General features: G+C 41.1%; 22 protein-coding genes. 2 read left to right on the top strand and 20 right to left on the bottom strand.

Features of this window, described 5'->3' with window-relative positions; translation table 11 throughout:
• Positions 1-26: 26 nt before the first annotated feature.
• The 6 genes from ABT996_RS01240 to rnz form a co-directional block, all read right to left on the bottom strand.
• Entirely contained in the window at positions 27-695 is a 669-nt protein-coding gene (locus ABT996_RS01240) for a potassium channel family protein (RefSeq protein WP_004047340.1), read from the bottom strand.
• A 158-nt stretch (positions 696-853) separates the two neighbouring features.
• Positions 854-1,372, bottom strand: coding sequence for an adenine phosphoribosyltransferase (locus tag ABT996_RS01245; protein ID WP_029507309.1), 519 nt, complete (start codon positions 1,370-1,372; stop codon positions 854-856).
• Positions 1,373-1,395: 23 nt separating this feature from the next.
• Positions 1,396-3,702, bottom strand: a complete 2,307-nt coding sequence (gene recJ, locus ABT996_RS01250; protein WP_035449048.1) for a single-stranded-DNA-specific exonuclease RecJ — start codon at positions 3,700-3,702, stop codon at positions 1,396-1,398.
• A 21-nt stretch (positions 3,703-3,723) separates the two neighbouring features.
• Entirely contained in the window at positions 3,724-4,038 is a 315-nt protein-coding gene (locus tag ABT996_RS01255; protein WP_010688841.1) for a LapA family protein, read from the bottom strand.
• 19 nt (positions 4,039-4,057) lie between these two features.
• Positions 4,058-4,867 (bottom strand): SDR family NAD(P)-dependent oxidoreductase, encoded by an 810-nt coding sequence (locus ABT996_RS01260; protein WP_035449046.1) that lies wholly within the window; start codon positions 4,865-4,867, stop codon positions 4,058-4,060.
• Positions 4,867-5,817, bottom strand: coding sequence for a ribonuclease Z (gene rnz / locus ABT996_RS01265; protein ID WP_010688837.1), 951 nt, complete (start codon positions 5,815-5,817; stop codon positions 4,867-4,869). Before rnz ends, ABT996_RS01260 begins: the two co-directional genes overlap by 1 nt.
• Positions 5,818-5,995: 178 nt before the next feature.
• Here rnz and ABT996_RS01270 point away from each other — a divergent pair, with 178 nt between their 5' ends.
• Positions 5,996-6,280: a hypothetical protein gene (locus ABT996_RS01270; protein WP_225361405.1), complete on the top strand. Its 285-nt coding sequence runs from the start codon at positions 5,996-5,998 to the stop codon at positions 6,278-6,280.
• A gap of 34 nt (positions 6,281-6,314) precedes the next feature.
• Here ABT996_RS01270 and ABT996_RS01275 read toward each other — a convergent pair whose 3' ends face one another.
• From ABT996_RS01275 to ABT996_RS01295, 5 genes are all read right to left on the bottom strand, one after another.
• The gene (locus ABT996_RS01275) at positions 6,315-8,204 is read right to left on the bottom strand and encodes an acyltransferase family protein (RefSeq protein ID WP_010688834.1); all 1,890 of its coding nucleotides are present in this window, start codon (positions 8,202-8,204) and stop codon (positions 6,315-6,317) included.
• A 22-nt stretch (positions 8,205-8,226) separates the two neighbouring features.
• Complete coding sequence (obgE, locus tag ABT996_RS01280; RefSeq protein WP_035449042.1) at positions 8,227-9,537, bottom strand: GTPase ObgE; 1,311 nt, start codon at positions 9,535-9,537, stop codon at positions 8,227-8,229.
• A gap of 161 nt (positions 9,538-9,698) precedes the next feature.
• Positions 9,699-11,471 carry an excinuclease ABC subunit UvrC gene (uvrC, locus tag ABT996_RS01285; protein WP_035449040.1) on the bottom strand — a complete coding sequence of 591 codons (1,773 nt, stop codon included), beginning with the start codon at positions 11,469-11,471 and terminating at the stop codon, positions 9,699-9,701.
• Positions 11,472-11,586: 115 nt separating this feature from the next.
• Positions 11,587-12,312, bottom strand: a complete 726-nt coding sequence (locus tag ABT996_RS01290) for an amino acid ABC transporter ATP-binding protein (protein ID WP_010688831.1) — start codon at positions 12,310-12,312, stop codon at positions 11,587-11,589.
• Between the two features lies 1 nt (position 12,313).
• Positions 12,314-13,783: an ABC transporter substrate-binding protein/permease gene (locus ABT996_RS01295; RefSeq protein ID WP_035449038.1), complete on the bottom strand. Its 1,470-nt coding sequence runs from the start codon at positions 13,781-13,783 to the stop codon at positions 12,314-12,316.
• A 220-nt stretch (positions 13,784-14,003) separates the two neighbouring features.
• On the opposite strand from ABT996_RS01295, the gene ABT996_RS01300 reads away from it, so the two are divergent.
• On the top strand, positions 14,004-14,141 hold the full coding sequence (locus tag ABT996_RS01300; RefSeq protein ID WP_004047308.1) for an SPJ_0845 family protein: 138 nt from the start codon (positions 14,004-14,006) through the stop codon (positions 14,139-14,141).
• A 50-nt stretch (positions 14,142-14,191) separates the two neighbouring features.
• Here the strand turns inward: ABT996_RS01300 and ABT996_RS01305 are convergent, their stop codons facing one another.
• From ABT996_RS01305 to ABT996_RS01345, 9 genes are all read right to left on the bottom strand, one after another.
• Positions 14,192-14,491: a nucleoside triphosphate pyrophosphohydrolase family protein gene (locus ABT996_RS01305; protein ID WP_010688827.1), complete on the bottom strand. Its 300-nt coding sequence runs from the start codon at positions 14,489-14,491 to the stop codon at positions 14,192-14,194.
• Entirely contained in the window at positions 14,492-15,085 is a 594-nt protein-coding gene (gene yihA, locus ABT996_RS01310; RefSeq protein ID WP_010688826.1) for a ribosome biogenesis GTP-binding protein YihA/YsxC, read from the bottom strand.
• 160 nt (positions 15,086-15,245) lie between these two features.
• A complete protein-coding gene (gene rpmF / locus ABT996_RS01315; protein ID WP_004047302.1) occupies positions 15,246-15,422 on the bottom strand; it encodes a 50S ribosomal protein L32 in 177 nt (58 codons plus the stop codon).
• Between the two features lie 74 nt (positions 15,423-15,496).
• Positions 15,497-16,045, bottom strand: coding sequence for a YceD family protein (locus ABT996_RS01320; RefSeq protein ID WP_035449036.1), 549 nt, complete (start codon positions 16,043-16,045; stop codon positions 15,497-15,499).
• 79 nt (positions 16,046-16,124) lie between these two features.
• Positions 16,125-17,270, bottom strand: coding sequence for a nucleotidyltransferase (locus ABT996_RS01325; RefSeq protein WP_035449034.1), 1,146 nt, complete (start codon positions 17,268-17,270; stop codon positions 16,125-16,127).
• 3 nt (positions 17,271-17,273) lie between these two features.
• Positions 17,274-18,020 (bottom strand): class I SAM-dependent DNA methyltransferase, encoded by a 747-nt coding sequence (locus ABT996_RS01330; RefSeq protein ID WP_035449032.1) that lies wholly within the window; start codon positions 18,018-18,020, stop codon positions 17,274-17,276.
• 1 nt (position 18,021) lies between these two features.
• Positions 18,022-18,378: a ribosome silencing factor gene (gene rsfS, locus ABT996_RS01335; protein WP_035449030.1), complete on the bottom strand. Its 357-nt coding sequence runs from the start codon at positions 18,376-18,378 to the stop codon at positions 18,022-18,024.
• A gap of 18 nt (positions 18,379-18,396) precedes the next feature.
• Positions 18,397-18,993, bottom strand: coding sequence for a bis(5'-nucleosyl)-tetraphosphatase (symmetrical) YqeK (gene yqeK / locus ABT996_RS01340; protein ID WP_035449028.1), 597 nt, complete (start codon positions 18,991-18,993; stop codon positions 18,397-18,399).
• On the bottom strand, positions 18,977-19,618 hold the full coding sequence (locus ABT996_RS01345) for a nicotinate-nucleotide adenylyltransferase (RefSeq protein ID WP_035449026.1): 642 nt from the start codon (positions 19,616-19,618) through the stop codon (positions 18,977-18,979). Before ABT996_RS01345 ends, yqeK begins: the two co-directional genes overlap by 17 nt.
• Positions 19,619-19,632: the final 14 nt, after the last annotated feature.

The following is a 19,632-nucleotide window of genomic DNA, read 5'->3' on the forward strand; positions in this document are numbered from 1 at the left end:
GGCCAATAATTAAGAATATTTTAAGTTTACTTAGAATTCATCAATTCTTCAAATTGATCGATCGCATCTTTCGGCCCAGCCACCAAGATACTGTCGTGTAAGCCCAAAACGTCATCTGCGGCTGGCAGATTCATCTCACTCTTACTATGAGCGATCGCGATCACATTTAGCTTGTACTTATCGCGAAAATTCAATTCAGCTAATGACCGTCCAAAGAAGCGCGGATTAGTGATCAAGATCTCAGCCATCTTAAAGTTTGAATCCAGATCCAAGTAATCGATCATATTTTTAGAGGTCAAACTCCGCCCGATCCGGACTCCCATGTCGCGTTCGGGGTGGACGACCCGATCAACACCTAATTTTTCTAACACTTTAGCGTGATTTTCATTTTGAGCTTTAGCCGTTACATATTTGACGCCTTGTTCTTTGACCATTAAAGTTACCAAAATACTTGCTTGAATATCTTCACCGATCGCAATGATGACATGGTCAAAGTTTCTGATCCCCAACGAACGTAAAACATCTTCGTCTTGGGCATCAGCCACAACTGCTTGGGTCGCAATATCTTTATAGTCATTGACTCTAGCCTCATCATGGTCGATCGCTAAAACTTCTTGTCCAGCATCAGCTAGTGTTTGACAGACACTACCGCCAAAACGCCCGAGCCCGATCACGGCAAATGTTTGTTTTTCCATGCGTTTTTCTGCTATATAAAATATAGCTTTTCCTTTCTTGATTTTATTTACTACCGTCAACATAGTAATTCCATATTCTATCTAAACTAACTCTGATAGCTTAAGCAATTACTATATTTAAAAAGCCCAGTCAACTTTTAGCTGACTAGGCTTGCTTTTTAGTATTCCATTAAACAAAGTGTATCATAATCTTTGATACGTTCGCGTCCATTTAGATCCTTTAATTCGATGATAAAGGCACAGCCAACTACTTCACCACCGAGTTGTTCAACTAGGTCGATCGTAGCGCCGATCGTTCCGCCAGTTGCCAATAGATCGTCAACGATCAACACTTTTTGTCCCGGTTTGATCGCATCTTTGTGCATATAAAGTGCAGAAGTACCATATTCTAGATCGTATTTTGCTTCGACCGTTTCTCGTGGTAACTTGCCTGCCTTACGTGCGGGAGCAAAGCCAACACCTAACTCATAAGCCACTGGGCACCCTACGATAAAGCCACGTGCTTCAGGGCAAGCGACCATTTCAACACCCTTATCTTTGGCAAATTGAACGATCCGATCCGTTGCTTGACGATAGGCTTCACCATCAGCCATTAAGGGCGTAATATCGCGAAAGATGATCCCTTTTTCAGGATAGTCAGGGATGCTTTCAACATAATTATTTAAATCCAAAGCCATTTTCTTAACTCCTTCTCTCGCCACTAACCTAAACGTTGTAATAGCCAGTCAGTCAATGCTTCATCTGAACTAGTCAAAACTAGCTCTTCGACTTGTATTTGCTGGCCATGTGTGCGATAACTATTTGTATCTTCTAATCGATGTGGACGTGCATTTTTTACACCGACTAAAATTCCATTCTTTATTGTAACAAATCCCGCCTCAAAAAACACCTTTAAGACTAAAACTAGTTGAGATTTTTCTAGTCCCACTTGAGTTGCAGCTTGATCAAGGTCTGTTTTTAAATTCAGATGTCCTACTTGGAAAACATATTTATACACCTTGGTAAAATCTGTTCGCTCGGGCAACGGTGCACTTTTAGCCTTGGTGTACAAAATAGCCCGGACTTTGGCACAATCAAGTTTACCTAAAACAAATTCCAATTGCGCAAGATTTTGGGGGAGATCGACCAAAACTACTTCATCTACGGTCAACTGTGGTAGATTTTGATCAAAAACGACACATTTTGAACCAGCGGGCAGATGAGCAGCAAAGCGTTTAGCCAGGTTCGCATTGAAAAAGCCATAAACAGCTGGACTCAAAAACTGCTCTTTTTGTAATCGTTCGCTGCGTTCAATGATAACTTGTGGCTTTTTCTTAGCCACTTGGTCTAAGTCTTTGATCAGTAATTGTGGACTAATGTTACCCCGCCATTCATTTTTATCGACCGCGGCGACAAATTTTAATGACTTAGGCTGAGCTAATAATTCCGGTAATTCATCACCGACTCCAAAAGCCAAGGCTGCCAATTGAGTCATACCCGTATTTAGATCCAAACGCAAATGATCATTTGTCTTGCCTAGAGCCTTAGCTTGTACAACTTGGTAGTCCGTGATCTCAAACACTGGGACTTCATTATCCGTTCCAAAAGGCGCTAGTTTATCTAACGAAGCGATCAGGTCCAGTGTAACTTCACTGGCCTTAAGCTTAGCAGTCACCTGCAAAACAGGTTTTTTCGTTGGATCAAGGTCTTGAGCTTTTGCCTCTTCATCTAAGATCGTTTGAAGTTGAGACAAATTGCTAGCTTCAAGTGATAACCCACACGCCATGTGATGGCCCCCAAAACTTGTCATCAGTTCCCGATGGCCATCCAAAGCATTGAACAGGTGAAAGGCTTCGATCGAACGTCCCGAGCCCTTAGCAATGCCTTCATCTGAAATATTGAGCACCAAAGTTGGTCGACCTGTTTTTTCGACCAACCGACTCGCTACGATCCCTAAGACACCTTCATGCCAATCAGGACCGGCAACAACATTGACTAAATGCTTTGGTTCTTGTTCAAGCTTGTCCAATGCTTGTTGCGTGATCTCTTCAACGATGTTTTGTCTTTGAATGTTCAAGCTCTGAGCTTCTTTAGCTAGGTCTGTTGCTAACTCATCATCTAATGTTGTCAGCAATTCAACATCTCTTTGTGCATGCTGCATTCGTCCGATCGCATTTAAGCGTGGTCCTAACAAAAAGCCGATCGTTTCCGACGTGATCGTTTGTTGGTCAACACCTGCAACTTCATATAAGGCCAACAAGCCAGGACGCAAGGTATTTTCCAAAGCTGTCAAACCAAATTTTACCAAAGCACGATTCTCTCCCGTCAGTGAAACGAGATCGGCCACTGTTCCGATCGTTGCTAGATCTAAAAGATCTTGGGGGATCTCATCTAAGAGTGCGGTCGCTACTTTGAAAGCTACTCCTGCTCCTGAAAGATCGCCAAATGGATATTTTCCCTTAGGATGACGGGGATGGATCACCGCATAAGCATGTGGTAGCGTTTGTGGTAATTCATGGTGGTCAGTGACGATCACATCAACCCCTTTTTCATTTGCTAAAGTTATCGCTTCATGCCCTGAGACACCGTTATCAACGGTCACGATCAATTCAGTTCCATCAGCGATCAACCGCTCATAGGCAGCTTTATTAGGTCCATAGCCATCTTTGAACCGATCAGGGATATAGTAATCAACATCGGCACCTAGTTGTGTCAAAGTTTCATACATGATCGCAGTACTAGTCAGCCCGTCGGCATCATAGTCCCCATAAATCGTGATATGCTCACCCGAAACGATCGCTTCTTGGATCCGATCAACTGTTTTTTGCATATCATATAATAAATATGGATCGTGAAAACTCGTACTTGATGGCTCAAGGAATGTACGAACTTCCTCGATCGTCGTATATCCCTTCTTCACTAACAGCTCAGCCGCTATCGTAGCCAAGCCAAATTCTTCTGCGATCGCTTGGCTAGCTGGAGTTGGGGCCAGGTTTTCTTCTTGCCATTGATATTTTGCTGAAACCAATATTTTTCCCCCTACATCTAACTATTTTTCTTCTGTTTTTGTATCTTGCTTTATCTCTTGTTTAATGTTTTTATCTGCACGGCGCATTGCTTGGTTAGATTCTAATTTACTCTTGACCTGTTTTAATTCCTGTTTTTGTTGCAAGATCGTCGTCATCGAGAAAAGAACTGCTAAAATGACCCCCAAAAGTAACGAGATCACTAAGATCACCACTAACGGCATCGTAACTTGAGAAAAGCCGAAATTAACGGTCACAGGTTGCACATTTAACCATGAAAAGATCACGATCACTAAGACTAAAACTAAAATTCCGATCAAACTCCATTGTTTTTTCATAGATCTTACCTATCCTTTATTATTTTTTATTAAAGATCCCACCGGCCAGATGATCACCTAGCCAAGGAAAAATTTGATATCCATGATGCGCTAATTCCATATAATATGGCAAATTGAGCTCACGTTTACGCGTCCCTATCGCTTTAACGATCTTTTCAGCAACGATCTCAGGATTCAATGACATTTTCTTGACCCGATCAATATACTCGCCTGTTTCATCGGCGATCTCAAAGAAAGCTGTTCTGATCGGACCTGGATTGACCGTCAAGACTGCGATCCCTAAAGGCTTCAATTCTAAACGCAGTGCATTGGAATACGCGATCACTGCTGCTTTTGTAGCTGAATAGATCGATGATTTCGGAGTTGCGATCTTTCCACCGATCGAGGCCACATTGATGATCATGCCTCGTTTACGTTTAGCCATATTTAAAGCTGTATATTTAGTTACATACATCAAGCCTAAGACATTGACCCGAAACATTCTTTCGGCGATATCCATTCTAAAGTCCAAAGCTTGACGCATGAAGCCAAATCCTGCATCATTGATCAAAACATCGATCGGACCGACATTTGCCTCTACTTCATCGATCACTTTTTCGATCTGATGTGGATGAGAGACATCTAATTGGTAAGCATAGGCTAATCTCCCCGAGATCGCCCGACAGACAGCCATCACCTTTTCAAGCTTATCCTTGCGTCGCGCACACCCAACTACGATCGCTCCTTGCTTAGCCACTTGGTAAGCGACCTGTTCGCCTAAACCAGAAGAAGCTCCTGTGATCAAAACAACTCGATTCGTTAGGTCTTTTAAATGCTTATATCCTGTCATTAGCTTTTCTCACCTTTCTTTTTGAATGGAACATCGATCACATCGAAATCCTTGACCACCTTGACATTGCTAAAGATACTTGCAGCATCTTTTTGGAGTTGCGCTGCTAAAGGTCCGACATAACGTGCCGAAATGTGATTCAATAGTAATTGCTTGACACCAGCTTTATTTGCGATCTTAGCGGCTTGGATACACGTCGAATGATAATAGTTACGTGCTAGTTTGGCTTCACCTTTGCCAAATGTACTCTCGTGTACCAACACATCTGCACCTTGAGCTAATTCTAAGATCCCTGGGGTTTGTCTAGTATCACCTAAGATCGTAATGATCCGGCCCTTTTGAGGTTCGCCGATATAATCCTTACCATCAAGCGTACGTCCATCGGGTAAAGTCACAACTTCACCGGCTTTGATCCGACCATAGATCGGGCCAGAAGGAACATGTTCAGCCCGTAATTTATCGATCAACAGTTCACCAGGATGGTCTTTTTCTTCGATCCGGTAACCCACACATTCGATCCGATGATCTAGCCGACAAAATGAAACTTTGAACTTATCATTCTCAAAAATCACACCTTCGTCTGCTAACTCTACAAAACGCAGTGGGTATGAAAGATGTGTTTGCGAAACTTTCAAACTTATCCTCACAAAATCAGCGATCCCTTTAGGTCCATAGATCGTCAGTGGCCTTAATTCTTCGCCCCCTTGAAATGAACGACTGCTCAAAAAACCAGGTAGGCCAAAGATATGATCTCCATGCAAATGCGTTATAAAGATCTTATCGACCTTACGTGGTCTGATCGTCGTGCGTAAGATCTGATGTTGCGTGCCTTCACCAACATCAAATAACCATACCGCATTTTCCTCATCTAACAGTTTTAGGGCGACCGATGATACATTGCGAAATTTCGCAGGTGAGCCCGCACCTGTACCTAAAAATTCTAATTCCATCAATTGATATTCCTATTCTAATCGGCAAAGCCGAAGTAGTTTTGCATATTATTCCTTTTATATTCTATCATCATTTCCCCAAGTAGACAAAGTGCCCTGATATAAAACCTCAGAGGAGCATGATCGCTAGAATAAAAATTTTGTTTTTATCGAACAAATGTTTTATAATATGATCGAGGTGAGTCCATTGCGTATCAGTGATTTTTTACATTTGACCACAGAACTCGATCCAACTTTAAAAGTTTATTTCACAACGCCCACGCAAACTTTGCCAGTGGGGATAGTGCGCTTTTTGCCGACCGAAGTTATTTTATTGCCAACTAAAAAACCGCTGACACTAAAAGAACTTCATTTAAAGTTAGCAACCGTAGCGCCAACTACAACACTGAGTCTAATGTCTAATGAGACACCCCGACCACTTTTTGGCCTTAAGATCAGCCCCACAAAATTATTACTTAAATAAAAAAGATGCCTTCAAAACTGAAAGCATCTTTTATTTATTTTAGTATCTGTTTTGCTACAAAAGGTCCATAGTATTTGAGTCCTTCTGGATTTGGATGGACATTATCACTATAGAACCAATCGGCATGATCTTTACTGTAAGCATACCAATCAATTATCTTTAGATTGTGATATTTCTTAGCTGCTTCCTTTAGATCAGCATTGACTTGATCTTGCCAACGCCGTGTCGGAACGTGAACATTGATCCAATATACTTTACGTTTATCACCCAAGATCGTCATGATCTGTTGCATCTCATCTGCCGTAAATGGACCATTAGTACCTTCACTGATCAAAACTGTGTCAGATAGTTTACCCATTTGAGCTAACGATTGCAAGACCGGAACTGCTTCTCTGACCTGACGTCCGACTTTAGCATCGACATACATATTAGGAAAGATCCCTTGTAGTGTAGCTGAAGCATCAGCCAGGACCGAATCCCCTACCGCTGTGATCGGTAAAGTTTGCGCTCGCGTAAGCTCAGCTTGGGTCAATGAATCACTTGAACTAGACTCAGAACTACTTGCAGCTTGCTCAGAACTTGAACTTGCTGTTTGAGCACTTGAAGCTTGACTGCTTTTACCAGCTTGGATCTCCTTATTTTGTGTTGCCACTTTTTTGTTATTTGATTCGATCGCCTTTTCTAGTGCTGAATTTTGCTTACTTTCAGAACCATGGGCCGGTGAAATGATCGCACCCGTCAAAGCTAACAAAATGATCACACTTGGCACAGCTAGATACCAGCGTTTTTTGCCGTAACGTGATTCTGGTGCAAAAACTTCCTTGATCGTTGCCCATGTCTTAGAATAGTCAAAATGTTGCAATGGCAATTCAAGATAACGGTAAGAAAGATCACTGATCACTAAGATCAAAGCTACTTCGATCACACCATACAAGAATGGGTGATCAGCGACATTAACTTTATCTTCAAAAAAGACTAAGACCGGATATTGATATAAGTAGATCCCGTAACTACGCTTTCCGATCCAAGTAAATAATGGATTTGTCAACAACCGGTTGATGTCAGCCCCCGGATGAGCCACAACTGCGACTAAGATCATCGATAAAACGGAGAAGAAAAACATTCCGCCTCGGTAAACCAAGGTACTTTCACCTGTCATGCGCATAAACATCCAAAGTAACAGCAACATTGTGACCCCACCGATCACATCTAGCGCTAACCTAAAATTTGGTTGCAATTTCTTTTTAAGTGCTGTACTTGGCCAAACAACTGCTAACGATGTTCCTAATAAGATCGAAAACATCCGTGTATCCGTACCGTAATAAACCCGGGAAGGATCTTGCCCACTTCGATACATGATCGCCATCAACAAAGCTGAGATAAACGCTAAAATGATCATCGTATCAAAGATCGGTTGCTTCTTCTTGACAAATTTCAGCAGTAATAAAATAATTATTGGCCAAAAAAGATAAAATTGTCCTTCGATCGATAATGACCATAAGTGGGTAAACGGTGACTGGGTCCCAAACTTATCAAAATAAGATTCATGATGCGCCACTTGAAACCAATTATAAACATATAAAAAATTGGTCACGATTATTGCCCGAATATTTGTCAGTAGATCACGGGCAAACAAAGTAATGTAGGCGGTCGTTACTAATACCAGTGTAACTAAAGCTGGGTATAGGCGCTTCATTCGTCTAATATAAAAACCCTTGATATCGATCCGTTTATTTTGTTGCCATTCTTGAAGCAATAGATCTGTGATCAAATAGCCTGAAACCACAAAAAAGATCGGAACACCTAGGAAACCACCTTGAAATTGATACGGTGCTAAGTGATACAAGATAACACCGATGACTGCGATCGTTCTGATACCATCAAAACCTGTAATATATCTACTCTTCTTTAACCTTTTTCCCATTTGTAAATATTTCCTTTAAATCTTATTCAACAAATTCAAATGTAAAGTTGCCAATTCTTACAAGATCACCGTTCTTAGCTCCACGCTCACGCAAGGCATCATCAACGCCCATTCCACGCAATTGACGAGCAAAACGCATCATGCTTTCTTCGTGATCTAGGTTCGTCATCTTGAAGAGTTTTTCTAACTTAGCACCACCAAGGACCCAAGTTGCATCTGCATCACGTGTAAGTGTAAATGGTGCTTCTGCTGCTTGTTCCTCGAACTCATAGACTTTAGCCTGTTCACCTTGAAGTTTTTCAGCTTTAGTCTCAAAGGCTGGCGTTTCAGCCAATAATTTAGCAGTCTTGTGTAATAATTCATCTAAACCTTGGTGTGTCAAAGAAGAGATGGCTAACACTTCTGGTTTAGTCGCTAAAGTATCATCTTTAGCAAGTTGTTCTTTAAATTTAGCCAAATTTTCAGCGGAATCTGGCATATCCATCTTAGATGCAACTACGATCTGTGGTCGTTCTAACAAAGCTGGATCATATTTCTTTAATTCAGCGTTGATCTTTTGATAATCTTCAAAAGGATCACGACCTTCAGTGCCAGACATATCGACCAAATGCAAGATCACTCTTGTCCGCTCAACGTGACGTAAAAATTGGATCCCTAAACCAACACCTTGGGAAGCCCCTTCGATCAACCCTGGCAAGTCAGCCATGACGAAATCTTGACCGTCATCCAAGCGTACCATCCCTAAGTTTGGTACAAGTGTTGTAAAGTGATAGTCAGCGATCTTAGGTTTAGCACTCGTTACAACTGAAAGTAAGGTCGATTTACCAACTGATGGGAACCCGACTAGACCGACATCCGCTAAAACTTTAAGTTCGAGCTTTAAATTCCGTTCGATCCCTGGTTCACCATTTTCAGCGATCTCAGGGGCTGGATTCTTAGCTGAAGCAAAATGAATATTGCCACGGCCACCGCGACCACCTTTGGCTACGACTAACTCGGCTCCGTTTTCGACTAGATCGCCTAAGACCTCACCCGTATCAGCATCCGTTACGGTCGTACCTTGTGGAACTGCAATATATAAGTCTTTTGCTCCACGGCCATACATCCCTTTGATCATTCCATTTTGGCCAGGTTTAGCCTTAAAAATACGGTGATAACGAAAATCCATCAAAGTCCGTAAACCTTCATCGACTTTCAAGATGACACTGCCACCTTTACCACCATCTCCTCCAGCCGGTCCCCCATTAGGAACATATTTTTCGCGCCGGAAAGCCACGGCACCGTCGCCACCTTTACCGGCTTTGACTTGAATTTTAACTTGATCTACAAACATTTATTTCACCCTTCTAAATAATCCGACAACATCTGCTGTCCGGGATGTTTCTATATAATCTCTAATTATTATTCAATATTACCTAAAAAATTTTCAAAATATTGTAACACTAAGCACAAGTATAACAGTTTCACGCCTCATTCTTCAACCAAGAATAGCACTTAATTATCTAAACTTAGCTTGATCGTTTGGGCGACCTTTTTAGAGATCCCTAAAGCTTGGAGCTCTTCTAATGAAGCTTGCGCGATCTTCTTTAAAGAGCCATAATTACGCAAAAGTTTGATCCGTGTTTTTGGTCCCACACCCGGGATCCGTTCAAGCTTGGATGAAAGCGAATTTTTTGATCTAACTTGCCGATGAAACGTCACCGCAAATCGGTGAACTTCATCTTGGATCCTCTGCAACAGATAAAAGCCCTCGCTCTTAGGATCTAGTCCGATCCGTTCGCCATCTTGGCGCAAAAGATCGGCCGTCTTGTGGTGCTCATTTTTTACCATTCCAGCTACCGGGATCGTCAACCCTAACTGATTATGCAAGACATCGACCGCTGCTTGAACTTGGATCTCTGCCCCGTCCATCAAGATCAAATCAGGTAATGGCTTTTTTTCTTTCAATAACCGACTATAGCGCCGATAGATGACTTCACGTGTGCTAGCCGCTTCATCCGCATGATCGACTGTTTGCAATTTGTATTTACGATAATCATTTTTCTCTGGTTGCCCATCCACAAAACAAACCATCGCGGAAACAAGGTCTGACCCCTGTGTATGCGAATGATCAAAGGCTTCGATCCGATGACCCACTGGTAGACCTAAGGCATCAGTGATCTCTTTCATTGCTCCAGTCGTTTTACGATCATCTAATTCTAGTAAACGAAACTTTTCTTCTAAAACTAGCTGAGCATTTTGGCTGGCCAGATCAAGCAATTCTCTTTTAGCCCCACGTTTTGGCGTCCTAACTGGTGTTTGTAAAATATCAGCTAAGATCTCCTTATCGATCGTTTCAGGAACCAAGATCTCTTTAGGCAAGATCCGATTTTTTTGGTTATAAAACTGTAAGATAAATGAAGCTAATTCAGCCTCAGGGGTATCGATACATGGGAAAAGGCGTTTTTCTCGTTTCATCAACCGCGCTTGGCGAATGAAGAAAACTTGGATAGAGATCCACCCCTTATCCATATAAAAGCCGAACAGATCACGCGGCGTATTGTCATTAGAAATGATCTTTTGACGTTCGACCGTCATCTCAACATAACGGATCTGATCTCTGATCTCACCGGCACGCTCATATTCGAGTTGTTCTGCAGCTTGTTGCATTTTTGTGGTCAATTTGCGCTTGATCCCACCTACATTACCACTCAAAAAAGACTTGATCTTTTTGATGTTTTTTTCATACTCAGCTGGATCGACTTCTTTAAAGCACGCGCCTAAACATTGGCCCATATGATAGTACAGGCAAGGTCGCTTTTGATAACCATTGCAACGCCTTAAAGGATACACCTTTTGCAATAACTGTAATGTTTCTTGCGCAGCGTAAACATTGGGATAAGGACCAAAATAATAGCCCCCATCTTTTTTGACTTGACTAACGATCTTTATCACGGGGTCTTTTTCGTTAGTGATCTTGATATACGGGTAACCCGTCCCCCGTTTCAACTTGATATTGTAATGAGGTGTATACTTTTGGATCAGCGTTATTTCTAGCAAGAACGCTTCTTTGTCTGTTGATGTGATGATCGTTTCAAAATCATAGATCTCAGAGACCAACTTAGCCGTTTTACCTTCATGACTACTTTTGAAGTAAGACCTGACCCGGTTCTTCAAATTCTTGGCCTTACCCACATAGATGATCTTGCTATTGATATCTTTCATCAGATAGCATCCGGGAAGATCAGGTAACAATTTTAATTTGTTTTCAATATGTTCTGATGCCATCTCACTTTTCCTTTCACTACTTCCTCTATATTAATTATACAGCAAAAATTAGTTTTACAATACGTAAAAATACGCTTGCCATCAAAATGACAAGCGTATTCCCTGATCATTTATTTTATAAAACTTTGGCTAAGAAATCTTTGGCACGAGCAGATTTTGGATGTTCAAAGATCTCTTCTGGACTACCGATCTCTTGGACATAGCCATCTGCCATGAACCAAACTTCATCAGCTACCTCACGCGCAAAGCCCATTTCATGTGTGACCACGACCATCGTCATCCCACTATCAGCTAGATCTTGCATAACTTTCAAAACTTCGCCGACCATTTCAGGGTCTAACGCACTAGTTGGTTCATCAAATAAAATAACTTCCGGATCCATCGCTAAAGCACGGGCGATCGCTACCCGTTGCTTTTGGCCCCCAGATAGACTATCCGGGAATTGATCGGCTTTATCTAAAAGCCCGACTTTATCAAGCAGTTCCTTACCGCGTTCTGTGGCGGTCTTTTCATCGACATTTTTGACCTTCATCGGTGCTAACTTGATATTTTCTAAAACGCTCATATTAGGGAAAAGATTGAAGCCTTGAAAGACCATCCCCATCTTTTCACGTAAAACATTTAGTTGTTTTTCAGAAATATGCGCTAGATCTTGACCATCAAAAATGATCTTGCCACTCGTTGGTTTTTCTAAAACATTTAGGCAACGTAAAAATGTACTCTTACCTGAGCCAGAAGGTCCGATCACACAAATAACTTGACCCTTATTCACTGTCTCGGTGATATCTTTTAAAACTTCATTTTTACCGTAATTTTTCTTCAAGTTTTTGATCTCGATCATTTTATCCATGGTTTAACTTCCTTTCAAACAAGTTGAGTAATTTCGACAAACTAAATGTCATGATAAAGTAGATCACCATTGCGATGAACAGTGGCATGACACCCTTATATGTCGCAGATTGTACTAATTGTGTTTGATACATCAGATCGCCGACACCGATGATCGAGACGATCGAACTTTCCTTGATCAATGTCACAAATTCATTACCTAAAGCTGGCCAAATATTTTTCAATGCTTGTGGAATAACAACATAACGGTACGTATCTTTTTGTGTCATCCCTAACGAACGAGCTGCCTCGGTTTGACCGGCTGGAATAGATTCGATCCCCGATCTAATAACTTCAGCAATGTAAGCCGCTGAATTCAAGGCAGTCGCAATGATCCCGGCTACCAAAGCTGGTAAGGATTGGATCACCGCACCGACACCAAAGTAGACAAACATCACTTGGACCATCAACGGTGTGCCCCGGATAAACTCGATATAGCAAACTGCAATGCTATGCAACAACTTGTTCTCAGATAGACGCATCAAGGAGAGCAATGTCCCTAAGATAAAACCAAAGAAGACCGCTGTGACCGTGATGATCAAAGTATATTCGATCCCTTTAGCAAAATATGTCCAATAGCTCATCATGGTATTATTTTTGGTAGTCGTTTCCATGTATTTAGCAGCTTCAGGCACATACTTTGTATCAAGTAAATTTTGTTTTTTGATCTGAGCCAATGTCTTATTTGCTGCAGCAACTAGAGCAGGCGAATTTTTTCTAAATGCGATCGCTGAACCGGTTTGATCAGAACTGACAGAAAAGCCTGGATCAAAGGCTAATAGTTGACTATTGTTAGCCACATATGCTTTAGCTGTTGGTTCTTCCATGGCGATCCCGCTAACTTTGCCTGATTGTAGCGCTAAGACTAAGTTATTCAACTTCGAAAGTCCTTTGACAGTCGTACCAGGCATCTGATCTTTGACTAAATTATATTGCAATGATCCATTTTGAGCCCCAACTGTTTGTCCCTTAAAATCTGCTAAACTCTTGTATTTGCTAGCATCTTTTTTGTTGATGACCATGTATTGTTTACCCGAATAATAGATATCGGAAAAATCAACACTTTCTTTTCTTTCAGGCGTCGGGTTCATTGCCGAGATGATCGCATCGACCTTATTTGTTTCCAAAGCCACTAAGAGCGAATCAAATGACATATTTTTGATCTCAAGTTTTACACCGAGATCTTTTGCCAATTTTTTAGCGATCTCAATATCGATCCCAACATACTCTGTTTTGCCATCAACTTTAGCTGTAAATTCATATGGTGGATAATCGGCGCTTAAACCGACTACCAATTTTCCACTTTTTTTGATATCTTCCAAAGAAGTATCCGTTTGGTCAGCTTTGACAGTTAAATTACTAAGTGGTAAAAAAACCGCAAACATCATGACCAGCATTAAAATAAATTGCTTGAGTTTATTCATTTCCAATAGCTCCTTTTTTAAATTTGTGTGTCGCACCACTTGGCTTGACTCCCACTTCTTATTTTTTAATTTATAGGTATTATACCCCTATAAGATTATTTATGCAATAAATAATCGAAAAAAGTTGTTTTTATACAAAAATTATTGAATATATCTAATTTGAAATCTAGGCAAAGACCTGTTATCCTTGGGATAAACAAGTTAAAGCAAGGTGATATTCATGGGTCTTAAGATCAATCAAACCAATAAACTCGAAGATCTCTTCAGTAAATTTGCGATCGAGCCGGAAAAAAAGGCTAAGCGCGAAGAAAAAGAAAGTACCGATCCTAAAAAAGAAGATAAGGATAAGAAAAAATAATGAGAATGCCAGGAACGAAAACTTCACTGGCATTCTCATTATTTGTATCATTATGCATTCGGAGTGAATCCATTTGGATAACGGCGATTCAACGTATCGATGTTCTTTTGTGCGACCTCATCAAAAGGAATATCTGCCCATTGTGCGATCTGAGATAGATACCACAAAACATCTCCCATCTCAGCCACTAATTTTTCACGGTCAAGATCTTTACCCTTAAATGTATAATCTTTCACAAGATCGATCAACTGTCCACTCTCACCAGCTAAGCCCAAGGCACAATTGGTCAAAACCTGTTCATTTCCATATAAAGTACGATTTGCTGCTACTTGGTATTCATTAAATTCCATCTATTCAGCCCCCATTGTATGTGCATCGATCCATTCCCAGATCTGTTCTTTACCTGTTTTAGTAACTGCTGAAAATAAAATGACTTTATCTTCTTTACGTAAGCGCAACTTTTTGCGAATGATGCTTTCACTCTTATTCCACTTACCACGAGCGATTTTATCGATCTTAGTTCCAACGACTAAGATCGGCAAGTTGTAGTAATGTAAAAATTCGATCATCTGACAATCAAGCTCGGTCGGTTCGTGACGAGCATCGACTAATGAGATAACTCCCCGCAATTCTTGCCGTGTTTCAAAATATGTCTCGATCATTTTCCCCCATTTTTCACGATCTTTTTTTGAAACTTTTGCATAACCATAACCTGGCACATCGACAAAATATAGCTCATCTTCAATATTATAAAAGTTCAAAGTCTGTGTCTTACCTGGTTGACTGGATGTCCGGGCGTAATTTTTACGATTGATCAAGGTGTTGATCAGTGACGATTTTCCCACATTGGAACGCCCTGATAAGGCGATCTCAGGATACCCTTCTGCTGGATATTGTTCTGGGCGGACTGCACTGATCGTCAGCTCAACATTATGTACGTCCATATAAATCTGCTACCTCCGTTAAATTCATTTATGTCTAATTCTATCACAAAATCCACAACTACGTGTACTTAAAAAGAAACGCCCCATGATCCGCAGATCTGGGGCGTGAACTTTGAGAAAAAATGACAGGGCCATGGTCCCATATCATCATTTAACAAAATTATTTTGTTTTTACAACTTCTTTGTCACCGTAGAAACCGCAAGCTGGGCAAACATGGTGTGACTTTCTCAATTCACCACAGTTAGGGCAAGCGCTCATGCCAGGTACTGACAATTTGTAGTGTGTACGACGTAATCTCTTACGTGTTTTAGATGTTTTACGTGCTGGTACAGCCATCGAGAAACACCTCCTTCAAAATTTTAAAAATATCCAACAAAAAGAATTTTACTTGTTATTCACCACTTTTGCAACTAATCTTTAGAATTTTCGAAAAAATCCTTGAGTTTAGCCAATCGTGGATCAACACCATCTTCATCTTTTTGCATTTTCTTTAACTCACCTTCACTGACAACGTTCCAATCGCCACCATTAGGCATTGTCGCATCATCTTGTTGTTCGGCTTTCGTTAAAACCTGCATCGGAATTTGTAACAAAATATTGTCTTCGATCACACTGTTGAGATCTAAGATGTCATTTTCTAAAACGATCACAACATCTGTATCCTCAAACCGTGAAAGATCACGCTCATGGTGACTGACATAATGTTCCGTAAATTCAAACTCTAAGTCGACTTCAGCTGGTTCAAGTGAACGCGTTGAAGGTAAAGTGACTGTCGTTTTAACTTTGGCATAGCCTAAGACGCCTAATTCATCAATTGAAAAGACACCCTTGACCAAAACCGGGGAAACATCCAGAATTTCTGGACGCCGTTTTTGCAAAGAAGCTTTAAGGTCTAAAGTCTCTTCAAACATCAACGGCTCATCAGCAGTTTGGCGCAATTCATTTAATGACCATTTCATGCTATATTCCTCCTAATGCAACAAAATTGATTATACTTGCTTTAAAAAGCTTTGTCAATGCTTTTTCCTTGACACCTATTTAAAAAATGCGTATTGGCGCTCTTTTTAGATCCTGTTCCAGCTGATTTTGCAGCTGGTAAATTTTTCCGGCGCGATAATCGACCCGATAAGCTGCATTTTTATCATCTTTAGAAACTTTAGCAATTATCTGGTGCGCACTTGTTTTTTTAGCTCGACTTAGTACCTGTTGTCCCTTGGCATTAAAGCCTAACAGGCGCATATATGGGGCTTTATTGTACTCTTTGACCTCAGCGGGGGTCAGTTCTAACAATAAGGCACAAGCCAAACGCGACAAACGCGTATAGGTGAAACGCTTGGTCTTGACTGCTTTTAACCACTGATCAAAATCAGCTGTACTTGGTAATCGTTCCATCTGCTCTTTTAAGCGATATTCGATCCCCTCAGCCATTCCATAGATCTCACCTAAGCGTGCGGGTGTAGTTGACAGCAATTTATACTTTAAATATGGGAAAAAATCATCCCATGTCAGTAATCTTTGTGTTTTTAGTGTCGCTAACGTAGCTTCAGGGACATAAGCACTCAGTTTCGCTAAATTTCCAGCTAAGTAGTGCTGCCTGATCGCAGTTGCACTGGCGATCGTCCCCGCTTTTAATTCTACTTCATGATAATTTGCATTTTTGCGCTGGATCGGGTTCAAGCGCAAGGGCTCACCCAACTTTAAATTTGCTTTAGCATACGCCAGCCCTAAAAGATCATTGGGCTGATCGACATTATGACCGATCTTAGCGGCAACTGCTTTTTGAAATGTTGCTGCATAAGATTCACTATACGTTTTAAAATCACCGTGTGCACTTTGAACTAGGCGCGCATAGTCAGCAAAATCATACTCCGCATGCTCGGCACCAAAAAATAGATCCGTCACGCCTAACGAGGCTAGGATCGAGACACCATTAAAAGCAAAACGATCAGCTGGTTGAACACAGGCCAAGACAGGCATCTCGACCACAAGATCGGTTCCATTAGCTAAAGCTTGTTCAGCACGCGTCCACTTATCAAAGCTAGCTGGTTCGCCACGTTGCAAAAAATTTCCACTCATCGCTACTACTAATGGTGCATCAGGGAACTTTTTTTTGACCTCTTGTATCTGGTAAAGATGTCCATTATGAAATGGATTATATTCAGCAATAATTCCCGCAACTGGCATTTTTTATCCCCCTATTTGCTTATGGCAACTAAAAAACCACCGCGTCGTTTCCGAAGTGAAGTCGCCCTTACCAAAATCAGCACTTACCGTGATATCCTTAAATCCTGCTTGAGTCAACAAACGCTGGTAGACCTCTAATTCATAAGTCCGTTCATGATGGATCTCACTTATTCTTTCATAACTCTCCAGCGCTTCATTCCAAACAAAAAAGGTCAATTCATGGACCGCGCTATGTTCAAATTCGTCAGCAAAACTACTCCAGATAAAGGCTTGATCTTCAGCAGTATAATTATACATATAGCCGGGGTAGACCTCATCAGTTTGATAAGGTGTGATCACATCAAAAATAAATTTTCCATCATCTTCTAGATGTTGATAGACTTCTTTAAAAGCCTGAAGCACTTGAACTTCATCTTGTAAGTAGCAAAATGAGTCCGCAAAACAAGTCACCGCACTATACTGTCCCAGTTCACTCAAGTCTAGCATATTTCCCTGCATAAATGGGATCGCTAACTTGGCTTCTCTAGCATGCATTTCAGCTAAAGCGAGCATTTCTTCTGATAGATCAACTCCTGAAACTTGATAACCATTTTGAGCTAACATGACCGCTAAACGGCCGGCACCACAGGCTAGATCCAGTATCTGTCCCGTAGTTTTGGGGAGTTCTTGCTCAACAAAATCTAACCATTGATCATACATCGTTGGTTCCATCAGCTCATCATAGAGCTTTGCAAAACTCGAGTAGATCATCTTAGTCTTTGACCCATTCTTCGATATCAACTAATGGTGCATCAGACCATAATTTTTCTAAGTTATAAAATTGACGTGTTTCTTCTTTGAAGACATGCACGATCACATCCCCTAGATCAAGTAAGATCCAGTTGGCACCATCTTTACCTTCAACACTCTTGATATCTTCATTTGCTTCATGAACTTTTTCAACGATCGCTTCAGTTACAGCTTTAACTTGTCTTTCAGAACCTGCTTGCATTATCACAAAGTAATCAGCCAATAAACTGATATTTTGGACATCTAAAGCAATGATATCTTCCGCACGCTTGCTATCTGCAGCGCGAACAACTAATTCTAATAATTCTTGACTGTTCATATAGTCCTCCTAAATAGGCTACGATGCGACATATGCATTATATGTCAAGATCGCAGCGGGATAAATTGTTTTGTTATTATTCATCAAATAGAGCAGTGTATGCTTAGTTTCAAACTCAACTGCTGCCCGTAAACTTTTAGCAGCGATCTGACGTGCCTGGTCGACCCCAGGAAAATCACGACCTGGTTCGATATAATCAGCGACATACACGATCTGATCTAGCGTTGTCATTTCTTTGGCCCCAACTGTATGGCGCCGGACCGCATTTAAGATCTCTTCATCAGTGATCTGTAATTCTTTTTTGATGATCTCAGCCCCAACGACTCCATGCCAGATAAAATTGTTCCAATTCAATAAGTCTTTCTCTAGTCCAGCTTGAGCGATCATCGCTTTAAACTCTGCTTCGCTACGTTCTTTAGCATAATCATGGACTAAAGCTGCCACACTAGCTTTTTCAAGCTCATAATCGTTAGCTCGGGCTAATTCTAACGCAGCTTGTTCGACCCCTAAAATGTGTTTAAACCGCTTTTCACTGACCTGTTCTTTAACTTTAGCGATCAGCTCTTCACGCGAACCAGCGTAATAATGTTTTTGGTATTCAACTGTTTGTGTCATGATAAAGACCTTCTTGTCTGATATAATTTTCCACTTCACTTGTTACCAAGTACTTGATCGAGCGCCCTTGTTGCAATCTTTCCCGGATCATCGACGAACTGATATCTATCCGTGGAACATCCACCCAGATCAAAGGGTAGTCACTTTTTTTCGCATAACCCTTGCGCTCTACACTGACAAATTGGATCATTTTGACCAATTCATCGACCTTGTACCATTTAGGCAAATACTCGACCATATCTCCCCCGATGATAAAGTAGAGGTCAGCATCGGGATATAGCTGCTTGAGCTCTTGGACCGTGTCATAGGTGTAGCTGACCCCACCACGTCTGATCTCAATATCTTCGAGTTGAAATTTAGGCTCAGAAGCAATACTCATTTCGACCATGTGCAAGCGATATTTGGCAGCGATCGCAGCTTTTTGGTCGATGTGTGGGGGCAAATTATCTGGCATAAATAATACTTTATCTAGATCAAGTTGCTCTTGCACCTGCTTAGCCATGATCAAATGTCCTAAATGTGGTGGATTAAAAGTCCCCCCCATGATCCCGATCCGTTCACGGCTATCAGCTTTTAATGGTTGAACTTGGACTTTAGAAGCCACCGTCGTTTCGGTCTTTAGCATCTTACCTACACCTC

Source organism: Ligilactobacillus sp. RTP31139st1_D10_RTP31139_211217, from assembly GCF_040226755.1.
Classification (GTDB): Bacteria; Bacillota; Bacilli; order Lactobacillales; family Lactobacillaceae; genus Ligilactobacillus; species Ligilactobacillus animalis.